Source organism: Flavobacterium sp. TN-1, from assembly GCF_052828645.1.
The window spans coordinates 832,515-855,872 of the sequence record NZ_CM128253.1; the positions used below are offsets into that span (position 1 = coordinate 832,515).

19 protein-coding genes and 2 tRNA genes are annotated in these 23,358 nt (G+C 30.1%); 10 read left to right on the forward strand and 11 right to left on the reverse strand.

Annotated features, from left to right (window positions below; genetic code table 11):
• Window positions 1–78: 78 nt before the first annotated feature.
• Complete coding sequence (locus ACUXZJ_RS03440; RefSeq protein WP_063743475.1) at window positions 79–2,202, reverse strand: Tex family protein; 2,124 nt, start codon at window positions 2,200–2,202, stop codon at window positions 79–81.
• 114 nt (window positions 2,203–2,316) lie between these two features.
• On the opposite strand from ACUXZJ_RS03440, the gene ACUXZJ_RS03445 reads away from it, so the two are divergent.
• Window positions 2,317–3,684, forward strand: coding sequence for a hypothetical protein (locus tag ACUXZJ_RS03445; protein ID WP_446195785.1), 1,368 nt, complete (start codon window positions 2,317–2,319; stop codon window positions 3,682–3,684).
• On the opposite strand, the gene ACUXZJ_RS03450 is transcribed toward ACUXZJ_RS03445, so the two are convergent.
• A complete protein-coding gene (locus ACUXZJ_RS03450; protein ID WP_158447627.1) occupies window positions 3,648–4,529 on the reverse strand; it encodes a DUF4249 domain-containing protein in 882 nt (293 codons plus the stop codon). The genes ACUXZJ_RS03445 and ACUXZJ_RS03450 overlap by 37 nt on opposite strands.
• On the reverse strand, window positions 4,474–6,678 hold the full coding sequence (locus tag ACUXZJ_RS03455) for a TonB-dependent receptor (RefSeq protein WP_063743476.1): 2,205 nt from the start codon (window positions 6,676–6,678) through the stop codon (window positions 4,474–4,476). The genes ACUXZJ_RS03450 and ACUXZJ_RS03455 overlap by 56 nt, the downstream gene beginning before the upstream one ends.
• Before the next feature lie 110 nt (window positions 6,679–6,788).
• On the opposite strand from ACUXZJ_RS03455, the gene ACUXZJ_RS03460 reads away from it, so the two are divergent.
• A complete protein-coding gene (locus ACUXZJ_RS03460; RefSeq protein WP_060383750.1) occupies window positions 6,789–7,049 on the forward strand; it encodes a DUF1294 domain-containing protein in 261 nt (86 codons plus the stop codon).
• A 39-nt stretch (window positions 7,050–7,088) separates the two neighbouring features.
• Here the strand turns inward: ACUXZJ_RS03460 and ACUXZJ_RS03465 are convergent, their stop codons facing one another.
• Both ACUXZJ_RS03465 and ACUXZJ_RS03470 read right to left on the reverse strand, forming a co-directional pair.
• Window positions 7,089–8,225, reverse strand: a complete 1,137-nt coding sequence (locus ACUXZJ_RS03465; protein ID WP_063743477.1) for an ATP-binding protein — start codon at window positions 8,223–8,225, stop codon at window positions 7,089–7,091.
• A gap of 117 nt (window positions 8,226–8,342) precedes the next feature.
• A complete protein-coding gene (locus ACUXZJ_RS03470; protein WP_060383748.1) occupies window positions 8,343–9,389 on the reverse strand; it encodes a hypothetical protein in 1,047 nt (348 codons plus the stop codon).
• A 94-nt stretch (window positions 9,390–9,483) separates the two neighbouring features.
• Here ACUXZJ_RS03470 and ACUXZJ_RS03475 point away from each other — a divergent pair, with 94 nt between their 5' ends.
• Entirely contained in the window at window positions 9,484–10,086 is a 603-nt protein-coding gene (locus ACUXZJ_RS03475) for a trimeric intracellular cation channel family protein (protein WP_063743478.1), read from the forward strand.
• A 30-nt stretch (window positions 10,087–10,116) separates the two neighbouring features.
• Here ACUXZJ_RS03475 and ACUXZJ_RS03480 read toward each other — a convergent pair whose 3' ends face one another.
• The gene (locus ACUXZJ_RS03480; protein ID WP_063743479.1) at window positions 10,117–11,025 is read right to left on the reverse strand and encodes a cation diffusion facilitator family transporter; all 909 of its coding nucleotides are present in this window, start codon (window positions 11,023–11,025) and stop codon (window positions 10,117–10,119) included.
• Window positions 11,026–11,135: 110 nt separating this feature from the next.
• Window positions 11,136–11,567 (reverse strand): ribose 5-phosphate isomerase B, encoded by a 432-nt coding sequence (rpiB, locus tag ACUXZJ_RS03485; RefSeq protein ID WP_063743480.1) that lies wholly within the window; start codon window positions 11,565–11,567, stop codon window positions 11,136–11,138.
• A gap of 821 nt (window positions 11,568–12,388) precedes the next feature.
• On the opposite strand from rpiB, the gene rnr reads away from it, so the two are divergent.
• The 5 genes from rnr to ACUXZJ_RS03510 all read left to right on the forward strand — a co-directional run bounded on the left by rnr (window position 12,389) and on the right by ACUXZJ_RS03510 (window position 17,120).
• Window positions 12,389–14,566 (forward strand): ribonuclease R, encoded by a 2,178-nt coding sequence (gene rnr, locus ACUXZJ_RS03490; protein ID WP_446196269.1) that lies wholly within the window; start codon window positions 12,389–12,391, stop codon window positions 14,564–14,566.
• 76 nt (window positions 14,567–14,642) lie between these two features.
• Complete coding sequence (locus ACUXZJ_RS03495) at window positions 14,643–15,323, forward strand: head GIN domain-containing protein (protein ID WP_446195791.1); 681 nt, start codon at window positions 14,643–14,645, stop codon at window positions 15,321–15,323.
• Between the two features lie 111 nt (window positions 15,324–15,434).
• Window positions 15,435–16,121, forward strand: coding sequence for a LysE family translocator (locus ACUXZJ_RS03500; protein ID WP_014165837.1), 687 nt, complete (start codon window positions 15,435–15,437; stop codon window positions 16,119–16,121).
• Window positions 16,122–16,223: 102 nt separating this feature from the next.
• Window positions 16,224–16,889: a GldM family protein gene (locus ACUXZJ_RS03505; protein WP_060383738.1), complete on the forward strand. Its 666-nt coding sequence runs from the start codon at window positions 16,224–16,226 to the stop codon at window positions 16,887–16,889.
• A 146-nt stretch (window positions 16,890–17,035) separates the two neighbouring features.
• Window positions 17,036–17,120: transfer RNA gene (locus ACUXZJ_RS03510), tRNA-Ser, on the forward strand.
• 168 nt (window positions 17,121–17,288) lie between these two features.
• Here ACUXZJ_RS03510 and ACUXZJ_RS03515 read toward each other — a convergent pair.
• A tRNA-Cys gene (locus ACUXZJ_RS03515) sits at window positions 17,289–17,359 on the reverse strand.
• Window positions 17,360–17,416: 57 nt separating this feature from the next.
• Window positions 17,417–17,773, reverse strand: coding sequence for a dihydroneopterin aldolase (folB, locus tag ACUXZJ_RS03520; RefSeq protein ID WP_060383737.1), 357 nt, complete (start codon window positions 17,771–17,773; stop codon window positions 17,417–17,419).
• A 118-nt stretch (window positions 17,774–17,891) separates the two neighbouring features.
• Between folB and ACUXZJ_RS03525 the strand changes: the two genes are divergently transcribed.
• On the forward strand, window positions 17,892–19,580 hold the full coding sequence (locus ACUXZJ_RS03525; RefSeq protein ID WP_060383736.1) for a glutamine--tRNA ligase/YqeY domain fusion protein: 1,689 nt from the start codon (window positions 17,892–17,894) through the stop codon (window positions 19,578–19,580).
• 91 nt (window positions 19,581–19,671) lie between these two features.
• Window positions 19,672–20,427, forward strand: a complete 756-nt coding sequence (locus tag ACUXZJ_RS03530; RefSeq protein ID WP_060383735.1) for a T9SS type A sorting domain-containing protein — start codon at window positions 19,672–19,674, stop codon at window positions 20,425–20,427.
• A gap of 201 nt (window positions 20,428–20,628) precedes the next feature.
• On the opposite strand, the gene ACUXZJ_RS03535 is transcribed toward ACUXZJ_RS03530, so the two are convergent.
• The gene (locus ACUXZJ_RS03535; RefSeq protein ID WP_060383734.1) at window positions 20,629–21,609 is read right to left on the reverse strand and encodes an SPFH domain-containing protein; all 981 of its coding nucleotides are present in this window, start codon (window positions 21,607–21,609) and stop codon (window positions 20,629–20,631) included.
• Window positions 21,610–21,722: 113 nt separating this feature from the next.
• A complete protein-coding gene (gltX, locus tag ACUXZJ_RS03540) occupies window positions 21,723–23,225 on the reverse strand; it encodes a glutamate--tRNA ligase (protein ID WP_060383916.1) in 1,503 nt (500 codons plus the stop codon).
• Between the last annotated feature and the right edge of the window lie 133 nt (window positions 23,226–23,358).

The following is a 23,358-nucleotide window of genomic DNA, read 5'->3' on the forward strand; positions in this document are numbered from 1 at the left end:
ATTAGTCGATCGTTATTGAAAATTGGGATTTTTGTTTTTTTACAGTGGTTTCGAGAGCCTTAACTCTCTTTTAAAAATTTACAATATCATCGTCAACTGGATTCTTTTCCTAGCTTCATCCACTTCAACGACTTTAACTTGTACGTGTTGGTGGAGTTTGACTACTTCATTCACATCGGCAACATAGCCTTCTTTGAGTTGGGAAATATGTACGAGTCCGCTTTCTTTGATTCCGATGTCGACAAAACAACCGAAAGCTGTAATGTTATTTACAATTCCGGGTACAATCATTCCGCTGCGCACATCGGCGATGGTTTTTACATTCGGGTCAAATTCAAAAACTTTGGCCGCTTTACGTGGGTCTAGCCCTGGTTTTACTAATTCTTTTAAAATATCTTTAACTCCTAAAATTCCAACATCAGGCGTAGTGTAATTTTCAGGTTTTATCTTGTCTATTTTTTCTTTGTTTCCAATTAGTTCGGCTACTTTGATTCCTAAATCTTTGGCCATTTTTTCGACCATTTTGTATGATTCTGGGTGTACTGCCGAATTGTCTAATGGGTTTTTTCCGTCTTTAATTCGGATAAAAGCCGCTGCTTGTTGGAACGCTTTGTCTCCTAAGCGAGGGACTTTCTTCAATTGGCTTCGTTCTTCAAAAGCACCGTTTTCTGAACGGTAATTGACAATATTTTCAGCCATTTTTTCGCCTATTCCAGATACATAACTCAACAAGGATTTACTCGCTGTGTTGATATTAATCCCAACCGAGTTTACGCAACGCACGACCGTAGTATCTAATTCTTCTTTTAACTTGGTTTGGTCCACATCGTGTTGGTACTGCCCTACACCAATAGATTTCGGGTCAATTTTAACCAATTCGGCTAAAGGATCTGATAAACGGCGTCCAATAGAAACGGCACCACGAACGGTGACATCATAATTAGGAAATTCGTCTCTTGCAATTTTTGATGCTGAATATACCGAAGCTCCTGCTTCTGACACCACAAATACTTGAACAGGCTTATCAAAGGCAATTTTTTTAATGAAAAATTCGGTTTCACGGCTTGCCGTTCCATTACCAATGGAAATCGCTTCAATATTATAAGCGTTTACCATCGATTTTATTTTTTTCATCACCATTGCTGTTTCATTTTGAGGCGCATGCGGAAAAATAGTTTCGTTGTACAATAAATCGCCTTGTTCATCTAGACAAACTACTTTACAACCTGTTCTAAAACCTGGATCAATGGCTAAAATTCGTTTTTCACCTAAAGGAGGCGCTAATAACAACTGACTCAAGTTTCCTGCAAATACATCAATTGCTTTGATGTCTGCTTTTTCTTTAGCTTCCTGTAAGGTTTCATTTGAAATAGCGGGCTCTAATAAGCGTTTATAACTGTCTTTGATTGCTAGTTCCAAATGTTGGGTGGTATCGTTATTCGATTTTATGATATTATCTTCAATGAATGAAATAGCTTCTTCTTTTTCAATTTCTACATTCAATTTAACAAAACCTTCAGCTTCCGCTCTTAACATGGCTAATAAACGATGTGAAGGTGCTTTGCTTATGGGTTCTGCCCAATCAAAATACTGAGAAAATTTTTGTGCCGCTTCGTCGTCTTTTTTGGTTTTAACCACTTTGGTAGTAATTTCTGCTTTGCGCTGAAACATTCGGCGTAAGTTTTTACGAATAAAAATATTTTCGTTAATCCATTCGGCAATAATATCTCGGGCACCTTGAAGGGCTTCTTCTTCATTGGCAACTTTATCATTTAAATATTTCGATGCTAAAAATTCGACATCATCATTACGTTGCGACATGATTATTTTTGCTAATGGTTCTAATCCATTTTCACGTGCTGTATCAGCCTTCGTTTTCTTTTTCTTTTTGTAAGGAAGGTATAAATCTTCTATTTCCTGCAAATCAAAACTATTTTCGATTTTTGATTTCAATTCAGGTGTTAAAGCATTTTGTTCTTCGATTGATTTTAAAATACTTTCTTTTCGCTTTACGATTTCGTCGTATTGCTTGTTTAGTTTTGCGATTTGTTCAATAACCACCTCATCCAAATTACCAGTGGTATCTTTTCGGTAACGAGCTATGAAAGGAATCGTACAATCTTGTAAAAGTAATTCAAGTGTATTTTGGATATTTTTTGGAGTCGTTTGAACTCCTTTTAGTATAAAGTCAATGTTTGTCATTTTGTAAAAATAAGAGTGCTAAAATACCATATAAATTAAAAAATTTAAAATTTAAAATTCGGGCTTTGTTTTTTTATTTAAAAATTTATTTTTGCATAATTAAATAAACTATTCATGAAAAAAATTTTTTTAGGGCTACTAGCCTTACAGGTACTTTTTGGTTGTTCAAAAAACGAAGAAGTCATTGAGGAAACTCCAGTATCAGTAACTGGTTTATTGGATGCACCTTATTCTTCCTTAACTTCAGAACAAAAAAAATTGAAATTAGAAACAGAAGCAAAAGCAACTGTTTCAGAGTTTGAAAAAACAAAAACATCTTCAACTATTGAAGCCATTCAAAATCTAGATAAATTATTGGAAATTGATAGAATTGATATCTTAAGTGGTGGTAATAATAATGGTATAAGTGATGTCTTTAATGTGTCTGATGTTTTTGGTATATACACTTGGAATAATACTGTTAAAAGATGGGAAAAAACAGTTTCAACAAATAACTTAACTTTTAGGTATCCTTCTAAAATTTCAGGAACTACTAATGACGCTGAAATAGTTTTAAACGCAACGCCTTCTCCTATTAAAGTTAATATAATTGATACTCCAAAACGTTATCAATGGGTGTATGATCCGAATATAGGAAATATGGTTCCAGTTCTAATATCTAATGAAGTACTAGATAAAATTCATTTACCTTTAACTGTTGATGCTACAATTAAAATAAAAGGTGTTGATTCTGGAAATATTAGTGTTGTAAATACATACAATAACAACAATCATATTCCTACAACATCTAATTTAAAATTAACATTAAACGATGGTTATGCTTTAGAAATCAAAAATAATAGAAATAGTTCTCCATCAATTGCTAGTGCTTTATTAACAAATAATGGTAAATCTATTTTAGGTTATAATTTTGATTCAAATGGTAACATTGATCAGTTTTTAAATAATCATAATTCTTCATCAACAGATTATGGTAAGGCAAATACTTTGATAACTATTCTAGATGATTTTGCTATTTTAGGATCAAGTGATATTGAAACTACTACGACAGAACTTGAAAAAGCTGAAAGCAGTATTCCTAAACCTAATTATTTTTCATCTGATTATTATATAAAATCTAATGAAAAAAGTAAAAAGATAAGCGATTTAAAAGCTGAACTTTATAATAAACATAGCAAATTAGTTTTAGTTTCTAAAAAGGATAAAAATAAAATTGCTAGTATTGTAGCAAAATCTGAACTCGTATCCTCAGGTAATACGCCTTTTGTTTGGAGAAATGGAACATGGGAATATAGTATGGGAACAGTTTATCAAAAAGTTGAGCGATATGATGTCAAATATTATCTAAAATTTGATGATAATTCAGTAGTTGCAATGAATGTGTATTTTTCTACTGGATTTGATACTTTAAAAAATCAAATAGAAGATTTTATAACTTTTTTATACTATTTTATTTTTATTATCTTTACATCAGCACCATAACCAGCCCAAATTCCTAAGCCTCCTTTTATATTAGATTTTAGATTAAAAGTGGCTGGAAACAATGGATTTTGACCATTTAAAACATCATTTTGCCAGCTGTTCCAAAATTCGTAACTCTTTTTTTCTAATGTTCTTAATTTTATTTCTATAATTTTACCTGAAGGAAAATAGGTTTCGGTATTTTCTACTGGATAAAATTGAATCCCTTTTAATAAATTTAATTTTACTTTTTTTGTAATAAACGTTTCGTCATCAATTGTTCCGTATAAAGTAGGGATAAATAATGAATCTTTTCCAACTATTCTAGTTCCTATTTGATAGTAATTTTTGTTATCAGGATCTATAAACTCTATTCCTATTTTTCTTTTAAAATCATCTATTTTTTCAATACTTAGTTCTTTTATAGGTACAGATTCAGGAATACTTGTTTCAGCTCTTAATTCTTGTCCGTCAAACTCTATCGTTAAGGTATAAGTAAATCCTTTTTTACCTATTATATTTTCTCCTGTATAAATAAAAGGAGGAATATACCCATTTACCATTTTTAGATGTAATATTTCAGTATTTATCCCATCTGAAACAGTCACTTTGGCTGCCCTTAAAAAATATTTATCAATATTATTTTGGTTAAAATTAGTATTAGTGGGTATGCTTTTTGATAAAATTACATTTGCCACACCATTTTCTTCAATCCAACCTTCAACAATCAATTTAGGTTTTGAAACTTTAGTATCGTTTAGATTGTCTTGACAAGAATAAAAAGAAAACACCAATACAGTAATTTTTAAACTAAAATTTAAAATACCAATTAATCGAAGGTAAAATTTTGTAAAATACTTTATCATTTTTTGTAATGGATAATTGTTCTTCATTTTTTTCAAAATTGACTGATTGATATACTGGATTTTCAATATTAAATAAGTTATAAACACTTAAAGTAATTTTGCTTTCCTTTCTTTTATTTTTCATAATCCAAAAATTAAAAGAAAAATCTGTTCTGTTATAAAAAGGAAGCTGTGCTTTATTATATTCGTTATACTCTTTTACAGGAACATTATTTACAAAATATATCTGATCTGCAGAAGTAAAACGGTTCCCAGAACTTAGTATTTGTGTAAAACCTATCACAAATTTTGGAGTGAAACTATAAGTTATAATTGTTGTAAAATTATGTCTTCTATCGTATTTGGCGTAAAAATTACTACCTTCATCAATCCTTGGAAAGCTTCTTAATGATTTACTCCAAGTATAACTCATCCAACCTTTAAATTTTCCATTTTCTTTCTTCAATAAAAACTCAAAACCATAAGCTTTACCATTTCCTATGAAAATATCTTTTTCTATAGAAGAGGCTTCATTAAATTGAGAAAGAGCAAATGGATAAATTAATAAATCTTTCATTTCATTGTAAAATAAATCAAAATTCGTAACAATATTTTTATTGAAATGATGGTTTATACCAAAAGAAATTTCTTTTGACTTTTGAAAAGGGATATTATTTGCTGATGCAACCCAAAAATCTGTTGGAATTCCAATACTAGAAGTGGTAACTAAACTTAAATGTTGACTTTTTTGAGCCAAAGTAATATAATAATTTGTGTTTCTTTTTTCATTAAAATAAATACCTAACTTAGGCTCAAAGGAATACTTATTTGAACTAGAGTGATTAAAGTAATTGAAACGAATTCCCGATTTAAGATTGATATTATCTGTTATAAAAAAATTAAAATCTTGATAGATTGAAAATAAATTAGAATTAATATTCTCATATTTTGTTTTGGGTGTAAAACCAAAATTAGCCAAAATTAAATTATAAGGTGAAATTGTATAATTATTATAACTTAATCCTATTTCGGATTTAATTTTATAAATATTGTAAATAATATTACTCTTTAAACTAAAATCAGTAATAGAAGTATTTACTTTTATAGATAAATCATGTTGAAGTATATTCATTGAAGATAGACTCTTAGAAAAACATGCGTTTGCAGTAAATTTAAATTTTTCATTTTTAGAATGTTGGAACTGAGTAGCAGCAATATAATTTTTCCAAGTTAGATTAATATCAGCAAATAACTCTTCACTGTTATATTTTAATTTATCTTTACTTGTCATAAAATCAAAAATGAGCTTGGATTTATTACTCATTTTATGTAGATAAGAAAAATTAATATCTTCGAAACTGTAATTTACTTCATTTTTAACATTAATTAATTTAAGAAAATCATCTAGATAAGTTTTTCTATAAGATAAAGAAAACACAGTTTTTTTATAAGGTATTTTAATATTAAACTGAGAAGCTAACAAACCTAAATTAACCTGAAAACTTGCCTTATCAATACTCATAATATTACTCTTAGTATTAATGTAAGCCCCTAGTATATTACCATTAACAGAACTTAAATTTGATTTATCATACATTAATTCACCTATATGAAAAGCATTATAATAAGGAAATATTCCAAACAAATGAGCTGATCCATACACTGGTACATCATTATATTTAAAAATAGAATGCCCAGCATCTCCTCCTCTAACATACAAATATCCGTTAATATCACCTGAATTTTGAACACCAGGAGTTAATTGCAAAATCTTTGAAACATCAATACTACCAGTTAAAGAAGGCAAATCGCTCAATTGAGATACATTTAATTTTAAAAAATTCTTATCATTTTTAAAAAATGTTTTCCTTTTATCCTCTGTAATAATAATTTCATCAATTTTCTTATTCTCCTTTAAAATAATATTTAAATCAGTATCCTCAGTAATTTTAAAATCAGATTCGTAATTTATATAACCTTCAGCTTCAATTTTAATATTTATTTTATCATCTGTTATTTTGAAATTAAAATTACCCAAACTATCAGTTACAATAGTTTTATCAAAACCTTTAATAGTAAATGTAACCAATGCAATAACTCCCTTTTTATTTATATTTTTTACATTTCCATTTATTTTAAAAGTATTTTGAGTCCAAACAAACGTATTCAAAAATAGTATACAGTATAAAAAGATAGGCTTCAATGATTATAGTATTTAAAAATTTAACTAACAAATATAAGTATTATGACTACTTTTGGATTCTTTAAAATTCTGATTTAATGAAAATGTTTCTTACTTACCTTTTAATTGTAAATATCCTTTCGTTAATACTCTTCGGAATTGACAAATTATTAGCTATAAAAAACAAAAGACGCATATCTGAAAAAGATTTATTAAGTATCTCATTAATAGGAGGTGCTATAGGTAGTTTATTAGGAATGTTTATATTTAAACACAAAACTTCAAAAATAAGTTTCATTTGGCGATTCACAATTATATTTATTGCCAACGTAATAGGAATTTATTTTTTACTGAAATAATAGCCTTTCTTAATTTTTCATTCAAAAAAGGCTATTAATTTATAATATAAAATCTAAGTAATTTTTCTTACTTACAATTTCAAAAGTAGCATCAGGATATGCTTTAGCAAAAGCCGTTGGAATTTTTGTTTTCTTATTTTCATTCCATTTAAACTCATATCCAGCTAAATTATCTGCACTTTCTTCAAGCCAATCTAATTCTTGCTGATCATAAGTACGCCAAAAATAATTTTGTTTATATAACTTATGATAAATTTGTTTTTTTAAACGCTCAGAAACCAGATAATTTTCCCATAAATCACCTATATCCATACGATTTTGTAATGTATTAAAATTTCCAATAATAGCATTACGAATACCATTATCAAAAAAATACCAACGACTACTTTTAGTAATTTCTTTTCTTAAATTACGTGAAAAACCATCTACTCTAAAAACAATAAATACTTTAGTCAATAAATCTAAATAACGCTCTACTGTATTCTTAGATAATTGTAATTGCTTACCTAATTCTTGTAAAGAAACCTCTTTCCCTATTTGAAAAGCAATAAGCCTTAATAAATCATAAATTTTATTAGAGTTTTTAATACCATCAAAAACCAATATATCTTTTAATAAATATGAATTTATAATTTCACGTAAATACTTTTGTTTGTCATACCATGATTCATAGTGCGTTAACTCTGGATAACCTCCATAAATTAATCGCATCTCAAGATTTTCAACTGTTTCTTTATAATTTTCATATTCCGAAAATTCTATCTGAGACAATGGGTATAGATACAAAGTATTTTTTCTTCCAACCAAAGGTTCACCCAATTTATTATTTAAGTCAAACATAGATGATCCTGTTGCAATCACCTTTATTCCATCAATCGTATCAACAATAAATTTTAATATCAATCCTATTTCCTCTATCGCTTGTGCTTCATCAATTACTAATAAATTAATATTTCGTAATAATCTTTTATAGTTTTCAAACGTTCTTTCTTCTAAAAGTCTTGCATCATTTTTATCTTCACCATTAAGTTGTAACACCTTTTCATCTGTAACTTCTACATATTTTTTTATAAGTTGGGTTTTACCTACACGTCTTGCACCCAACAAAATCAGTACTTTATTAGGATGTAAATAATTATTAAAATCATCAAATACGGCTCTTTTAATGTAATTCATAAGGCTATATTTATTAAAATTTATAAATACAAATTTAATAAAAATATTAATTCCGTCAGTAAACTGACGGAATTAATATAAATTAAGTCAATAAACTGACGGAATTAACATAATTTATTAAAATTTTCCTCTATAATTTCGCTTTAAAAATAGCAAGGCTGATTCTATTACCTCTCCCATAGAGTTGGCTTTTTTAAACTGCATATCATGAGTAAATAGATATATTTCCTTTTTCAACCGTTCTAGTTTTTCAATAGTAGATAACTGCATAGATTTCATTGCCTGCAACAAATCATTCAATCTTTCTTCAGAACCTACCATTCTTTTTACCATAATTGAACGTTCTTCATTTTGATATTGCTCAATAGAATTAACTTCTAATTTTTCACTTACCAATTTACTAAATTGAAAATTTTCTTTAAACAAATGAGGTTTATATAATTTAAAATCTCCTTCATAACATTGTTGGTCAAAGTCAATAGCTCGAATTTTAAAAACCAAATGATCATAATCATAAATAGGAATTACTACAAAATTATATGAACGCATATCACCCAAGAGTCCTATCATACAGCGTTCATTAAATTTTACAAATTCTTTAGCAATTTGAGCTTTTTCTGATTCAGAACAATTTGATAAATGTTGCTTTATAAAAATATCACCTGGAATTCCCACAATATGTTCTTCTATAAGTGTATCTTTAAATACTAAATAATTAATTCGATTAGGAGAAATTATATCTTCTAATTCTAGTCCAAAAATACGTGAAGCATCTGCTTTTTTTACATAAAAATGGGTGTAATTATCATTTAGTATATTTCTAACTTTTATCCTAAATGGTTTAGAATTACCAAAAGTACAAAAGTCTATATGGTCTACATTTAAGAATTGTATTTTACTTTCATCTCCATCTGAATGTAGTAATGTATAAATCTTTTTAAGACTAAAATCTATTTCATTCTTTTCATATTCATTATAATAAACCCTAATCCATAAAGTATCTTTTCCTTTAGTATCATAAACCACTACAGAACCTTGAAATCGCAATAAATCTTCATAAAACACACTCGTTTTGGTTAACCTTTTGTATTTTTCTAAATAATCATACAATAAATTGTTAATTGGATAATATTTTTTTTTAAATAAAGGTTTTTCTGAAGTCATACACAAAAAATCACGAAAAATTTCTACATTGTTATAAGTAAATATACAGCAATAAATTGGGGAAAACCGCAATATCTTTGCAAAAAAATTGAGTATGGATACCTTACAAATTATAAGTTATACGGGTGTATTTGTCTTTGCCGTAACGGGTGTACTAAAAGCACGGACTAAACGTTTCGATATTTTTGGAGCATCAGTACTGGCATTTTGTATGGCGTATGGTGGAGGAACACTTCGTGACTTACTGATAGGTGTGCGACCAGTAAACTGGGTACATGATAACGTAGCCATTATTATTGTCCTTGGTTCTACAATTATTACATTTTTCTTTAAACTAAATTCCAGCCTCATCAAAAAATTAATCTTTTGGATAGATGCTTTTGGTATTGGACTTTTTACAGTCGTAGGAATACAAGTGGCATTGCGCAATGGTATTTCTGATGGATATGCCTTAATCATGGGAATTATTACCGCAACTTTCGGAGGTTTATTAAGTGATGTACTTTGCAACAAAGTACCCGCCTTATTAAAACCAGGACAATTATATGCCACGGCTTGCATAATAGGAGGTGGCTTGTATTTGATAATGGTAAATTACAAAATGCAATCCGATACCAGTATGATTTTAAGTGTGTTTATCACCGCCGCAATTCGAATTTATGCGATTCGAAGAAAATTACAATTACCCATTATATAAAAAAGGATGCTCAACAAGCATCCTCTTATTTTAATCTTGAACTATAAATTCTTTTGGGTCAGCTTTTTTATATTCTGGTTGAATGTTAATATGATTGATACCAAATTTTTCAAATAAAAGTACTTCAATTTGTAGTAATAAATCATTAAATTCACTCATTTTAATATCTGCTGCACAGTCCAAATGAGCTTCTAAATGCAATTCTTCTTCATTCAAATGCCAAACATGGATGTGATGCAACTTCCCTACCCCTGGAATTCGATGTACTTCACGAACAATGGCTTTGATATCAATCTCTTCAGGTGTAAATAACATCAACATTTTAGTAGAAGATTTTAATAAATCGATACCAACAAAAATTAAATAAATTGATATTAATAAAGTCAGTACACTATCTACCCAAAACCAACCATAAAACTTCATTACTATTCCACCTACTAAAACCGCAACCGATGCCATCATATCCGTTAACAAATGCAAATAAGCTGATTTCATGTTTAAGTTGTGTTCGGCATCTTTTTGTAAAAGCAAAACAGATAACCCATTAGCAACTATACCTAACAAGGCTAACCAAATGACTAAATTAGACTGAATAGGCTCTGGATGAAAAAATCGCTTCACGGCTTCTACTCCTAATATGATAGCAACAATTAACAAGGTCATGGCATTGACAAAAGCCGAAATTAACTCCGCGCGTTTGTAACCAAAAGTTTGGTCAATCGAAGCTTTCCTTCTGGATAATTTATGCGCCACTAGACTAAAAAACAAAGAAAGCACATCCGAGAAATTATGTAAAGCATCTGAAATCAATGCTAAACTCCCTGAAATCAATCCACCTATAGCCTGCGCTAAGGTTATTAACAAATTCAATAGTATAGAAAAAACAAGGTTCTTTCCTTCTACTTCGTGCTTATGGATATGGACATGATTATGGGACATCTAGAAATATTTAGATAATTGGACTATTTAGACACTCTTTATTCATAGAATATTTAAATAAATTAGACTTCTTGTCTAAAATTGCCTAAGAAGTCTAATCATCTAAAAATCTATTTACAAGCTATTTTCTTCACACGATTTGCGTGTCTACCACCTTCAAAAGGAGTATCTAAAAATGTTTCCACCATTGCTACAGCCTGAGGAATTGAAGTATAACGCGCTGGTATACTAATAATGTTTGCATCGTTATGCTGACGCGCAAGTTCCGCAATTTCAACCGTCCAACATAAAGCACAACGAATATCTTGGTGTTTGTTAGCTGTCATCGCAATTCCGTTTCCACTTCCGCAAATCACAATACCAAAATCGGCTTTTTTGCTTTCTACATCATAAGCCACCGGGTGGCCAAAATCAGGATAATCTACGCTATCAAAAGCATCGGTACCATGATTGATAACCGTATGACCGTTGTTTTCTAAGTATTGTACAATAGCATTTTTATAATCAGGACCAGCATGGTCGTTTCCTATTGAAATAATCATAAGTGTGTTGTTTGTATTTATAGTACAAAAATACATATTAATATGTATCAAGAGAACGCATCGAAATAAAATGAAATCTTTTTATTACTATATAGAATGACTATTCCTTAAAATGATGTTGATTAAATTATAATTACTTAATTTTCAATACATTATACAGTTATTAACAAAACAGTTAATAACTTAAAACCTTATTTTTCAAGGATTTATAAACTTAAAAAAACAAGAATTTTTAGGTTGTTAACAAACCAAAAAACAACCTTGATTTTCAAGGGATTGCTGTCTAATAAAAATTGTTAATAAGTAATAAGAGAAAAATAAAACTTTTTTTGACTTCTAAAGCTTTTTTTCTTAATCCAAAATCAGTTTTAATTATGCAAGAAAAGTTTCGGTGACTTTTTGGAAAATTATTCAATAGATATTGACAGTTATTAACAACTATTAACAACCTAAGTTTTCAAAAAAAGAAACTAAAATATGTATGTTAACAACTGTTAATAAACGTAACTAAAAATTTACTTTACCTTAATTTTCAATATATTAAAAATTAACAAAACTGTTAATATCTCTGTATAACTTTGAATAACTCAATAACAAAAGGAATCCTACAAAAGTTTTCCCCTTTATTAACACCCTATCATAACAATCAAAAATTTAATTTTTTAAAAATCTTCTTTTTTATTTTTTTAGTTGTTGTTAAAAACTCTTGATTTTAGAAAAAAATTAAAACTGTTAAACTTTATATTTTTTTTAAAACTGATGACTAGTTACTGATAACTGAATACTATTTTGTAATTTTCAGCGATATTTAAAAAATGAAGATGAGTAAAAAGCCTAGAAGATTTAGTAAAGGGGTGAAAGACTTTTCGGGAAAAATTTTGAAACTGCTTTCCAAAGAGCCTAATAAGCCTTTTAATTACAAGCAGATTGCGTCCCGATTAGATGTAGATGATACCAAAAGTAGAAATGAAATTATAAAGGATTTGAAAATCCTAGCTTCTAAAAAACAGATTTTAGAAATTGAACCTGGAAAATATATCGTAAAAGCGCAAAGTCAGGATTACTACGAAGGCATAATTGATATGACTGCACGTAAAACTGCGTATTTGCTATGCGAAGATTTTGAGGAAGATGTGTTTATTCCTTTTGCTAATTTGAATCATGCCTTGCATGGCGATAAGGTAAAAGTGTATGTGTACAACCGTCGTAAAGGCAAGCGTCCCGAAGCTGAAGTGATTGAAGTTTTGGAACGTGAACGTATGGAATTTGTGGGAGTGATTGATGTGCAAAAGAATTTTGCTTTTGTAACTACTGCTAACCCAAAGATGTACACGGATATTTTTATTCCCAAAGAAAAAATGGGTGAAGCTAAAGACGGTGATGTTGTTTTAGTTAAAATTGAAGATTGGCCTAAAAAAGCAGATTCTCCTTTTGGAAGTGTTGAAAAAGTATTGGGTCGTCCTGGAGAACATGATACAGAAATTCATGCTATTCTTGCTGAGTATGGTTTGCCTTATGATTTCCCTGTGGAAGTTGAAGCTTATGCTAAAAAGTTAGATACGTCTATTCAATCCGAAGAAATTGCCAAGCGTCGTGATATGCGTAACGTATTGACATTCACGATAGACCCTAAAGATGCAAAAGATTTTGATGATGCTCTTTCTTTCCAAGTTTTAGAAAATGGAAACTATGAAATTGGGGTTCATATTGCCGATGTTTCGCACTATGTTCAGGAAGGGACTATCTTAGATGATGAAGCTTTCAAGCGTGCTACTTCGGTGTATTTGGTGGACCGCGTGGTGCCTATGTTGCCAGAAGTCTTGAGTAATTTTGCCTGTTCGTTACGTCCGCATGAAGAAAAATATACTTTCTCTGCTGTTTTTGAAATCAATGCAAAAGCGCAAGTGGTGAACCAGTGGTTTGGTCGTACCGTAATTTATTCTGACCAACGTTTTGCTTATGAAGAAGCGCAACATATCATTGAAACCAAAGGAAATACTATTCCTGCTGAAATTTCATTGACCGAAGAAACCTACTTCGTTCCAGATGCTATCGTTGAGGCGACTTTGAAATTAGATGAATTGGCTAAAATTTTAAGAAGAAACCGTATGAACAACGGTGCTATTTCTTTTGATAAAGTAGAAGTGAAATTCAAATTGGATGAAAACGATGAACCTGTAGGGGTTTATTTTAAAATAGCTAAAGATGCTAACCATTTGATTGAAGAGTTCATGTTGTTAGCCAATAGAAAGGTAGCCGAATTCATTGGTAAACAAAAGAAAACTTTTGTGTATCGTATTCATGATGAACCAGATGAAAATAAGTTAATGAACTTACAAGGCGTAATTTCTAAGTTTGGGTATTCATTGAATTTCAAATCAAAAGATACCATTTCTAAATCGTTGAATACTTTGTTAGAAAATGTAGTAGGGAAAAAAGAGCAAAATATGGTGGATACTTTAGCTATCCGAACCATGAGTAAAGCTAAGTATTCTACTGAAAATATTGGTCATTACGGATTAGCGTTTGATTATTATTCACATTTTACTTCGCCTATTCGTCGTTATCCAGATGTTATGGTACACCGTTTGCTACAGCAATATCTAGATGGAGCTAAAAGTGCCGATGAAGAAGCTTATGAAGAAAAATGTGTGCACTCATCAAATATGGAAAATAGTGCTTCCAATGCCGAACGCGATTCTATCAAGTATATGCAGGTGAAATACATGCAAGACCATAAAGACCAAGAGTTTTTAGGTGTGATTTCTGGCGTAACGGAATGGGGAATTTATGTTGAAATTGTTGAAAACAAATGTGAAGGAATGATTCGCATTCGTGAAATAAAAGAAGACTATTATACGTTTGATGAAAAACAATATGCTTTAGTAGGTCAAGTGACTAAAGATTTGTTGCAGTTAGGAGATGAAGTTTGGGTAAAAGTGAAAAACGCTGACTTAGTGAAAAAACAATTGGATTATCATTTTATTAGAAGAAATTAAGTGAGTATTCAGTGTTCAGTAGCAGTTAGCAGTTTATCATCTGAACACTAGAATAATTTAATTTAAAAAGATATCAATGAAAAAACATGTAATAGCCTTTTCGTTATTTGCTGTAAGTGTGATGAGTGCACAAACCAGTAAATCTCTTGGAACCATTTCTAAAGTAACGGGTTTCGACCAAATTGAAATTCATTTGGTTCCCGCTACTGAAAACAAAATTGAATTAAAAGGAACCAATTCTGAAGCAGTTGAATTAGTTACTAAAGATGGAGAATTGAAAGTACGTATGCCGTTTGGTAAAATGTTAAAAGGCGATGCTATTACCGCTACAGTGTATTTCAAAGCTTTAGAAGCGGTTGAAGCCAATGAAGGAAGTTTAGTTACTAGTGATGCTACTTTAAAATCAGCTATGTTTGACATTATTGCTAAAGAAGGTGGTAAAGTTGACTTAGCTGTTGAGGCCTCTAAAATCAATGTCAAAACCAGTAGCGGCGGTGTAGTTACTTTAGGCGGAAAAACACAAACTATAGATGCAGTTTCTACGGCGGGTGGCATTTTAGCAGCTAAAAATTGTGTAACACAACAAGCTACGGTTACCGTAAATGCAGGTGGACAAATTGATATTTCAGCCTATGATGTGGTGGATGCTAAAGCAAGAGCTGGAGGAAATATTACTATTTATGGTAAACCTAAGCAAGTAAATGAAAAAACCATTTTTGGTGGAAATATTACGATACGAAGAGATAAAAACCAATAAAAACTATATTGATTAATAGATCTTTTGAAATAAAATTTTCTTAAAATTACTAAAAATTAGATTTTTCAAGAATATAGAATTAAATTGCCAATTAATTCTAGCAGTTAATTTATGTTACAATATATTTTAAGCAACGGAATACCTTTAGGTATTTTCCTGAGCTTTATGATTGGTCCTGTTTTTTTTGTTTTATTAGAAACTAGTATAACAAAAGGATTTAGGGCCGCTTTGTTTTTTGATTTAGGAGTTGTTCTTGGAGATATCTTCTTTATAGGTCTGGCTTATTTGGGAAGTTATCGTTTGATTCAAAGTTTAAAAGATGATCCTGCGTTATTTATTTTTGGAGGAATTGTCATGTTAGCTTATGGTATTATTTCTTATGCCAAATTATACAAAGCCAGTAAAAATATAGAAGAAGATGAAGAAGTTGTAGATTTAATAAAGAAAAACTATATAAGTCTATTCATAAAAGGTTTTCTATTAAACTTTATTAACATTGGAGTTCTAGGATTTTGGTTATTAATCATCATTACTTTTGGTCCTCGTTTAGAAATGGATAGCTCAAATGTTTTTTGGTTTTTTACAACTGTTATACTTTCTTATTTAACTACAGATGTCTGTAAAATATTAGCTGCAAAACAATTGCGTTCTAAACTAACTCCATCTAATATTATTAAAATCAAAAAAGTCAGTTCTATACTATTAATAATTTTTGGAGCCATACTGTTAGCCCAAGGTTGGTTTCCTTCTGATAAGCAATTTGTAAAAGATACAATTGAGAAAATAGAAAAAGAGTAATGGAAACATTACTCTTTTTTTGTATAATTAAAATTCAAAATACTTATTTTATTTTTGGTAATTTCATGCCCAATAAAACCCCTAATCTAAAAATAAACAAATATGAAAAAATTATTACTTCTAATTCTTTTACCTGTTGTTATTTACAGTCAAAATGATTCTATTACTACTTCTAAACCCAATCTTTCTTTAATAGGATTAAATAAATTAAATATTGTATACAAAGGGATTCCCAATCCAATTTCTATTCAAGTAAAAGAATCAAAACCTTTTAAAATTAAAGGAGAGGCACTTTTTCAGTCTTCTGATGGTAACTATACCCTTCAACCTAAAAATGGCAAGGAAACGAAAGTATTTGTGGAAATTAACACCTCTGATAGTACAAAAGTAATTGAAGAACATACCTTGAGAGTAAAAGATTTGCCTTTGGCCGCTTTGTTAGTTAATCAAAAAGGATGTATTAATAGTGATTGTGTCTTAGAAATTCCTACCAAAGAATTATTAAATGCAGAAATTACATTCAAATTAATTGATTTTTTATTAGACTATAGTATTACGGTTACAGGATTTCGTCTGCATTTGACTAATATGGCAGGTGAATTCCTAGATAGTTTTGAAATCAAAGGAAATAAAATTCCAGCAGATGTGTATGAAGCTATATTAAATAAAGATAAAGCTACATTAATTCAAATTCATAAAATTACTTTTTTATCAGATTTAAATTTAGCTATTTCCAAAACTCCCGTTATAAAAATTAAAAAAGTCTAATTTTTTTAAGAGTATAATACACTATTTTTTAGATAGTTATATTATTTTTAAAATATTTTTATAAATAAGATGCTAAAAGTAGTTTGTAAATATAAAAAACTGTCTTATATTTGCACTCGCAATACGGAAGTAGAGCGAGATATACTGGAGAAATGGCAGAGTGGTCGAATGCGGCAGTCTTGAAAACTGTTGACTGTAACAGGTCCGGGGGTTCGAATCCCTCTTTCTCCGCAAGCCAAAAGGAAAAAAGGTCTGAGTAATCAGGCCTTTTTTATTTTATATAAATTTCTAAATTACGGATGAAGGATCAAGTCAAATTTTTCTTTTTATCCTATATTAAAAAAGAAGTTGAAATGTGAAGATATAAAAAAAACCTCCCAATTTCTTGGAAGGTTTTTGAGGCATCGCCCGGATTCGAACCGGGGTAGACGGTTTTGCAGACCGGTGCCTAGCCGCTCGGCCACGACGCCATTGCGGATGCAAATATAATCAAAAGTTTATATTTTAAAAGCTTTCTGATTAAAAGTTTATCTTTTTTTTGTTATTAAAATACTAACTTCTTGAACATCACCGCCTATTGGTGGATTAATTTTTGCTACTTCTACGGTTATTTTTTCCACTAATTGTAGTTCATTTAGTGTTCTGTCAATAATTCTTTGGGCTACATGCTCTAATAATTCCGAACGAATAGCCATTTCCTCTACCACAATTTTGTTTAAATGTACATAATCTACGGTATCTGCAAGTTTATCAGTTTGTGCAGATTGAGTTAAATCAGCTTCGATTTCTAAATCTACTCTATAATGACTCCCTATTTTACTCTCTTCTACTAAACATCCGTGATTCGAAAAGGTTCGTATATTTTTTAATCGTATTATTCCCATTTTGTTCAAAAGTTTAAGATTTTATAAGTTTATAATGTAAGGTTGGTCTTCTAAACCTACTAAACAAGACAACTTATAAACTCTTTTTTCTATCTTTGTCAAAAGTATAAAAATTACCATGTCGAATACTGAAAAATCTTTGAATTTTATAGAGCAAATCATTGAAGAAGACTTAAAAAATGGTTTGTCACAAGATAAATTGCGTTTCCGTTTTCCACCAGAACCTAATGGTTATTTGCATGTTGGACATGCTAGTGCTATTTGTTTGAATTTTGGTTTGGGATTAGATTATAACGCGCCCGTTAACCTTCGTTTTGATGATACTAATCCTTCTAAAGAAGAACAAGAATATGTTGATGCGATAAAGCGTGATGTAGAATGGCTTGGTTTTCAGTGGGATAAAGAATGTTATGCTTCAGATTATTTTCAAGAATTATATGACTGGGCTGTTGTTTTAATCAAAAATGGCAAGGCTTATGTTGATAATTTGTCATCTGAAGAAATGGCAAAGCAAAAAGGTACGCCTACGCAACCTGGAGTAAATAGTCCGAATCGTGACCGATCTGTAGAAGAAAATTTAGATTTATTCACTCGTATGAAAAACGGTGAATTTCCTAATGGTTCTTATGTGTTACGTGCCAAAATTGATATGGCATCTCCTAATATGTTGATGCGTGATCCGTTGATGTATCGGATAATGCACGAGCATCATCATCGTACGGCTAATCAATGGTGTATTTACCCTATGTACGATTGGGCACATGGAGAAAGTGATTATATGGAACAGATTTCGCATTCGTTCTGTACACTTGAATTTTTGCCTCACCGTGAATTATATGATTGGTTCTTAAATAACATTTATGATAGTTCAAAAACACGTCCAAAACAACGTGAATTTGCTCGTAGAAATTTATCACATACGGTAGTTTCAAAGCGTAAATTGTTACAATTAGTACAAGAAGGACATGTAACTGCATGGGATGATCCTCGAATGAGTACCATTTCTGGGATGCGTCGTCGTGGTTATACACCAGCTTCGATACGTAATTTTGCTAAAACGATTGGTATTGCTAAACGTACGAATTTGATTGATGTTTCATTACTTGAGTTCTGTGTACGTGAAGATTTAAATAAGACTGCCCCACGTGTTATGGCGGTTCTAGATCCTGTAAAATTGGTAATAACTAATTATCCTGAAGGGCAAGAAGAATGGTTAGAAGCTGAAAATAATCCTGAAGAAGAAGTATTGACTTTTAGAAAAGTACCTTTTTCTAAAGTATTATATATTGAAAGAGAGGACTTTAAAGAAGAGGCAGATAAAAAGTTTTTCCGTTTGAAATTAGATGGAGAAGTACGTTTAAAAAATGCGTATATCATTAAAGCGGAGTCTGTTATTAAAGATGAGGCAGGTAATATTATAGAAATTCATGCGACGTATGATGCAGATTCGCGTTCAGGTAGTGGTACAGAGGCTTCTAAACGTAAGGTAAAAGGAACTATTCATTGGGTATCAGCTAATCATGCAATTGAAGCTGAAGTTCGTGTCTATGACCGTTTATTTACGCATGAAAATCCAGATGGTAACAAAGAAGTTGATTTTAAAGAGTTTATTAATCCAAATTCTTTAGCCGTTATCAAAGGATATTTAGAACCTAGTTTAGCTAGTGCAAAGGAATTAGAACATTTTCAGTTTCAACGTTTAGGTTACTTCTGTGTAGATAAGGAATCTACTGAAAATCAGCTTGTTTTCAACAAAACAGTTGGTTTGAAAGACACTTGGGCAAAGGTTGAAAGTAAAGAAGAATAGTTAAATAAATATTTATTTTTTAAAGAGCTTAATGATTAAATTGAGCTCTTTTTTTATTACTTTTAATATCATTAATTTAATATGTTAATCTATGAAAAAAATTACTTCTGGCATTTTTTGCTTTTTTATGTATGTACAATCACAAGCAAATATTATTGTTCGTGATATAGCTGATTTTACATTTACACCTGATGTATCTCTTGATATTGATTTTAATAATGATGCGATTCCAGAGTTTAGCTTTCAAGAAATGGGAGGTTCTGTAGGAAGTTTATTTAACCCTGCAGATGTTAATTTTATTGTTACAGGCACTTTAGCTAGTGGTCATGGTTGGGATATTATTAAATCTTTAGCACTTGGTTCAACTATTTCAAATTCAAGTAGTTTTGATGCACAAGGTGATGCTTATATTAATCCTAATTGGGCTAATCCAAATGAAAAATTTCCCATAGGAGATTCTTATATTGGATGTTTTTTCAAAATTTCTGGGGTTAAATATTATGGTTGGTTATTAGTTAATAGTACGGCTAATGGAGTTATTACTCTTAAAAGTTATGCTTATAATAATGTACCTGGTCAGAGTATTAACGTAGGTGAAACTTTAGGTACTGAAAATTTTAAATCTATTTCAGTTAGTCATTATCCTAATCCTGCTCAAACAAATGTTTTTGTAGATACTGCAGAAAAAATTAAAAAAGTTATTTCTTATGATATTAATGGAAGAACTTTAGAATTGCCTTATTCTTTTTCTTCGATTGATATTAGTAAGTTAGAGGAAGGACATTATTTTTTAGATGTGTTTTTTGAAAGCGATAAAAGAAGTATTATGAAAATTATTAAGAATTAATACTTTTAATAGTTTTTTGTTATTATAGGTTTTTTTTATTGTTTTTAAAAATTAATAGATTTTATTTTATTATTTTGGCTTTTATATTTTTAATTTAAGCAATAAAAAAAAATAGATAAGGTGATTTTATTACTATTAGTATAATAGTTTCTTAAAAAGCTTTAAAATAAAAAAGTGGTCATTTGACCACTTTTTTATTTTTTAAACATTTTCTTCAGAGTTATGATCTCCAAAATTTTCTTCTAGAAACTTTTTAGCTTGCTCTTGTTTCTTTTTGGTACCTAATTTCATAGCTTCTCCTACTTGATTGCTTGCTGAAAAACTTGCTACCATATTATTTAACATATCGGTTGAAGCTTGTGGTGAGTTAGGTAATAAAATTAAGTTAGAGTTGGTATCACTACCAATTGCTTGTAAAGTATCATAATGTTGAGTTACCACAATAAGTGCGGAGGCTTCTTGTGAATTAATCCCTACTTTATTTAATACATCTACGCTTTCTACTAAGCCACGTGCAATTTCACGACGTTGATCTGCAATACCTTGTCCTTGTAAGCGTTTGCTTTCTGCTTCCGCTTTAGCTTTAGCCACAATTCTAATACGTTGTGCTTCTGCTTCATATTCAGCAGCTGTTTTTTCGCGATCAGCAGCATTAATACGGTTCATAGCATTTTTTACTTGTATATCTGGATCAATATCAGTAACTAAAGTATTTATAATATCATATCCATAAGTAGTCATTGCTTCATTTAATTCGCGTTTTACAGCTACGGCAATATCATCTTTACGTACAAAAACATCATCTAAAATAAGTTTAGGTACCTCTGCTCGAACTACATCAAATACATAAGAGGTAATTTGATCGTGAGGATATTCTAATTTATAAAAAGCATCGTATACTTTTTCTTGAATTACTTTGAACTGTACTGAAACTTTCATTTTAACAAATACGTTATCTTTTGTTTTAGTTTCAATAACCACATCTAGTTGTTGTATTCTTAAATTTACGCGTCCAGCTATACGATCAATAATTGGAATTTTAATTTGCAAACCAGATTGTCTAATGCTATTAAATTTACCAAAACGTTCCACCACTACAGCGGTTTGTTGTTTTACAGTGAAGAAGGATGATATTAATAAAATAAATCCAAAGAAGATAAAAAGAATAAATAATGAGTTCATAATAAAAAAATTAGTTTGTTAAATATTTATTTATATGTGTAAGCGAACTTTTTTACATATATTATTTTGATTTATAAAAGTATAACCCCCAGCATTTGCTGAGGGTTATACTTTTATATACTTGTTATAGCTCTTTTTAAACGTTTAATAGTTTCTTCTTTTCCAAGAATCTCTACAATATCAAATAAATGGGGTCCCATCATTTTTCCTACTAAACTTAATCGGAAGGGTTGCATTACTTTACCCATCCCAATTTCATTAGCTGTCAACCATTCTTTTACTAATGTTTCGATAGTTGCACTTGTAAAATCTGAAATTCCTTCTAAAACAGTAATCAATTGGTTTAATAATTCAGGAGTTTCTTCTTTCCAATTTTTTAAACCTTTTTCATCATAAGATGTAGGGGCTACAAAGAAATAATCAGTTAGATCCCATAAATCAGTTACAAAATTTGCACGTTCTTTGTTTAAGGAAACAATTCTTTCTAAATCTAAGGAAGTTGTAATCCCTCTTTTTTCCAATTCCTTAGCAAAACTATTAGTTAGTGAGTTATCACTTTTCCCTAATAAATACTGATGATTGAACCATTTGTTTTTTTCAGGGTCAAATTTAGCTCCCGATTTATTTACACGTGCTAAATCAAATTTGTTTATTAATTCTTCTAATGAAAAGATTTCTTGTTCTGTACCATCATTCCAACCTAATAACGCAAGGAAATTTACTACAGCTTCTGGGAAGAAACCATTTTCACGATACCCCATAGAAGTATTTTCTTCTGTTTTCCATTCTAATGGGAATACGGGGAATCCCATTTTATCACCATCACGTTTTGATAATTTGCCATTGCCTACCGGTTTTAATATTAATGGTAAGTGTGCAAATTCAGGTGCTTCCCAACCAAAGGCTTTGTATAATAGCACGTGTAATGGTAATGATGGTAACCATTCTTCACCACGAATGACATGTGAAGTTGCCATTAAATGATCATCAACAATATTAGCTAAGTGATAAGTAGGCATACCATCACTTTTAAATAATACTTTATCATCTAATAGATTAGTATCAAATTTTATATCCCCACGGATAATATCTTTTAATTCTAATATTTGATTAACAGGAGTTTTAAAACGTACTACATAAGCATCACCATTAGCTATGCGTTTTTCTATTTCTTCTTTTGATAAGGTTAAGGAGTTATCTAAAGCTTCTCGAACGGTATGATTATATATAAAAGTTTGACCATTAGTTTCTGCGGATTTTCTTAGTTCATCCAGTTTTTCAGCTGTATCAAAAGCATAATAAGCCCATCCTTTTTCAATTAATTCGTCAGCATATTGTTTATATATTGGCTTACGTTCACTTTGGCGATAAGGACCAAATTTTTCATTTTTCCCTACCGTTTCATCGGGAGCTATTCCTAACCATTCTAGAGCTTCAAAAATATAAGCTTCTGCTCCAGGAACAAAACGAGTTTGATCTGTATCTTCTATTCGTAGATAGAATGTCCCGTTATGTTTTTTAGCGAATAAATAATTAAATAAGGCTGTTCTTACACCGCCTATATGTAAAGGTCCTGTTGGACTGGGTGCAAAACGCACTCTAACTGGCTTTGACATTTTTTTATTGTTTTTGTTATTTATTACACAAAGCATCATTTTGAGTCTAGTTAAGAGGCAATGTGTTTTACAAAGATACATCATACTCTTTACATATTTGTTTGATTTTGAGTATTGCTATTGTATTTGATAA

Coding starts and splice junctions, on each gene's coding strand:
- ACUXZJ_RS03440 (WP_063743475.1), bottom strand. CDS start 2,202: ATGACAAACATTGACTTTATACTAAAAGGAGTTCAAACGACTCCAAAA.
- ACUXZJ_RS03445 (WP_446195785.1), top strand. CDS start 2,317: ATGAAAAAAATTTTTTTAGGGCTACTAGCCTTACAGGTACTTTTTGGT.
- ACUXZJ_RS03450 (WP_158447627.1), bottom strand. CDS start 4,529: ATGATAAAGTATTTTACAAAATTTTACCTTCGATTAATTGGTATTTTA.
- ACUXZJ_RS03460 (WP_060383750.1), top strand. CDS start 6,789: ATGAAAATGTTTCTTACTTACCTTTTAATTGTAAATATCCTTTCGTTA.
- ACUXZJ_RS03465 (WP_063743477.1), bottom strand. CDS start 8,225: ATGAATTACATTAAAAGAGCCGTATTTGATGATTTTAATAATTATTTA.
- ACUXZJ_RS03470 (WP_060383748.1), bottom strand. CDS start 9,389: ATGACTTCAGAAAAACCTTTATTTAAAAAAAAATATTATCCAATTAAC.
- ACUXZJ_RS03475 (WP_063743478.1), top strand. CDS start 9,484: ATGGATACCTTACAAATTATAAGTTATACGGGTGTATTTGTCTTTGCC.
- ACUXZJ_RS03480 (WP_063743479.1), bottom strand. CDS start 11,025: ATGTCCCATAATCATGTCCATATCCATAAGCACGAAGTAGAAGGAAAG.
- rpiB (WP_063743480.1), bottom strand. CDS start 11,567: ATGATTATTTCAATAGGAAACGACCATGCTGGTCCTGATTATAAAAAT.
- rnr (WP_446196269.1), top strand. CDS start 12,389: ATGAGTAAAAAGCCTAGAAGATTTAGTAAAGGGGTGAAAGACTTTTCG.
- ACUXZJ_RS03495 (WP_446195791.1), top strand. CDS start 14,643: ATGAAAAAACATGTAATAGCCTTTTCGTTATTTGCTGTAAGTGTGATG.
- ACUXZJ_RS03500 (WP_014165837.1), top strand. CDS start 15,435: ATGTTACAATATATTTTAAGCAACGGAATACCTTTAGGTATTTTCCTG.
- ACUXZJ_RS03505 (WP_060383738.1), top strand. CDS start 16,224: ATGAAAAAATTATTACTTCTAATTCTTTTACCTGTTGTTATTTACAGT.
- folB (WP_060383737.1), bottom strand. CDS start 17,773: ATGGGAATAATACGATTAAAAAATATACGAACCTTTTCGAATCACGGA.
- ACUXZJ_RS03525 (WP_060383736.1), top strand. CDS start 17,892: ATGTCGAATACTGAAAAATCTTTGAATTTTATAGAGCAAATCATTGAA.
- ACUXZJ_RS03530 (WP_060383735.1), top strand. CDS start 19,672: ATGAAAAAAATTACTTCTGGCATTTTTTGCTTTTTTATGTATGTACAA.
- ACUXZJ_RS03535 (WP_060383734.1), bottom strand. CDS start 21,609: ATGAACTCATTATTTATTCTTTTTATCTTCTTTGGATTTATTTTATTA.
- gltX (WP_060383916.1), bottom strand. CDS start 23,225: ATGTCAAAGCCAGTTAGAGTGCGTTTTGCACCCAGTCCAACAGGACCT.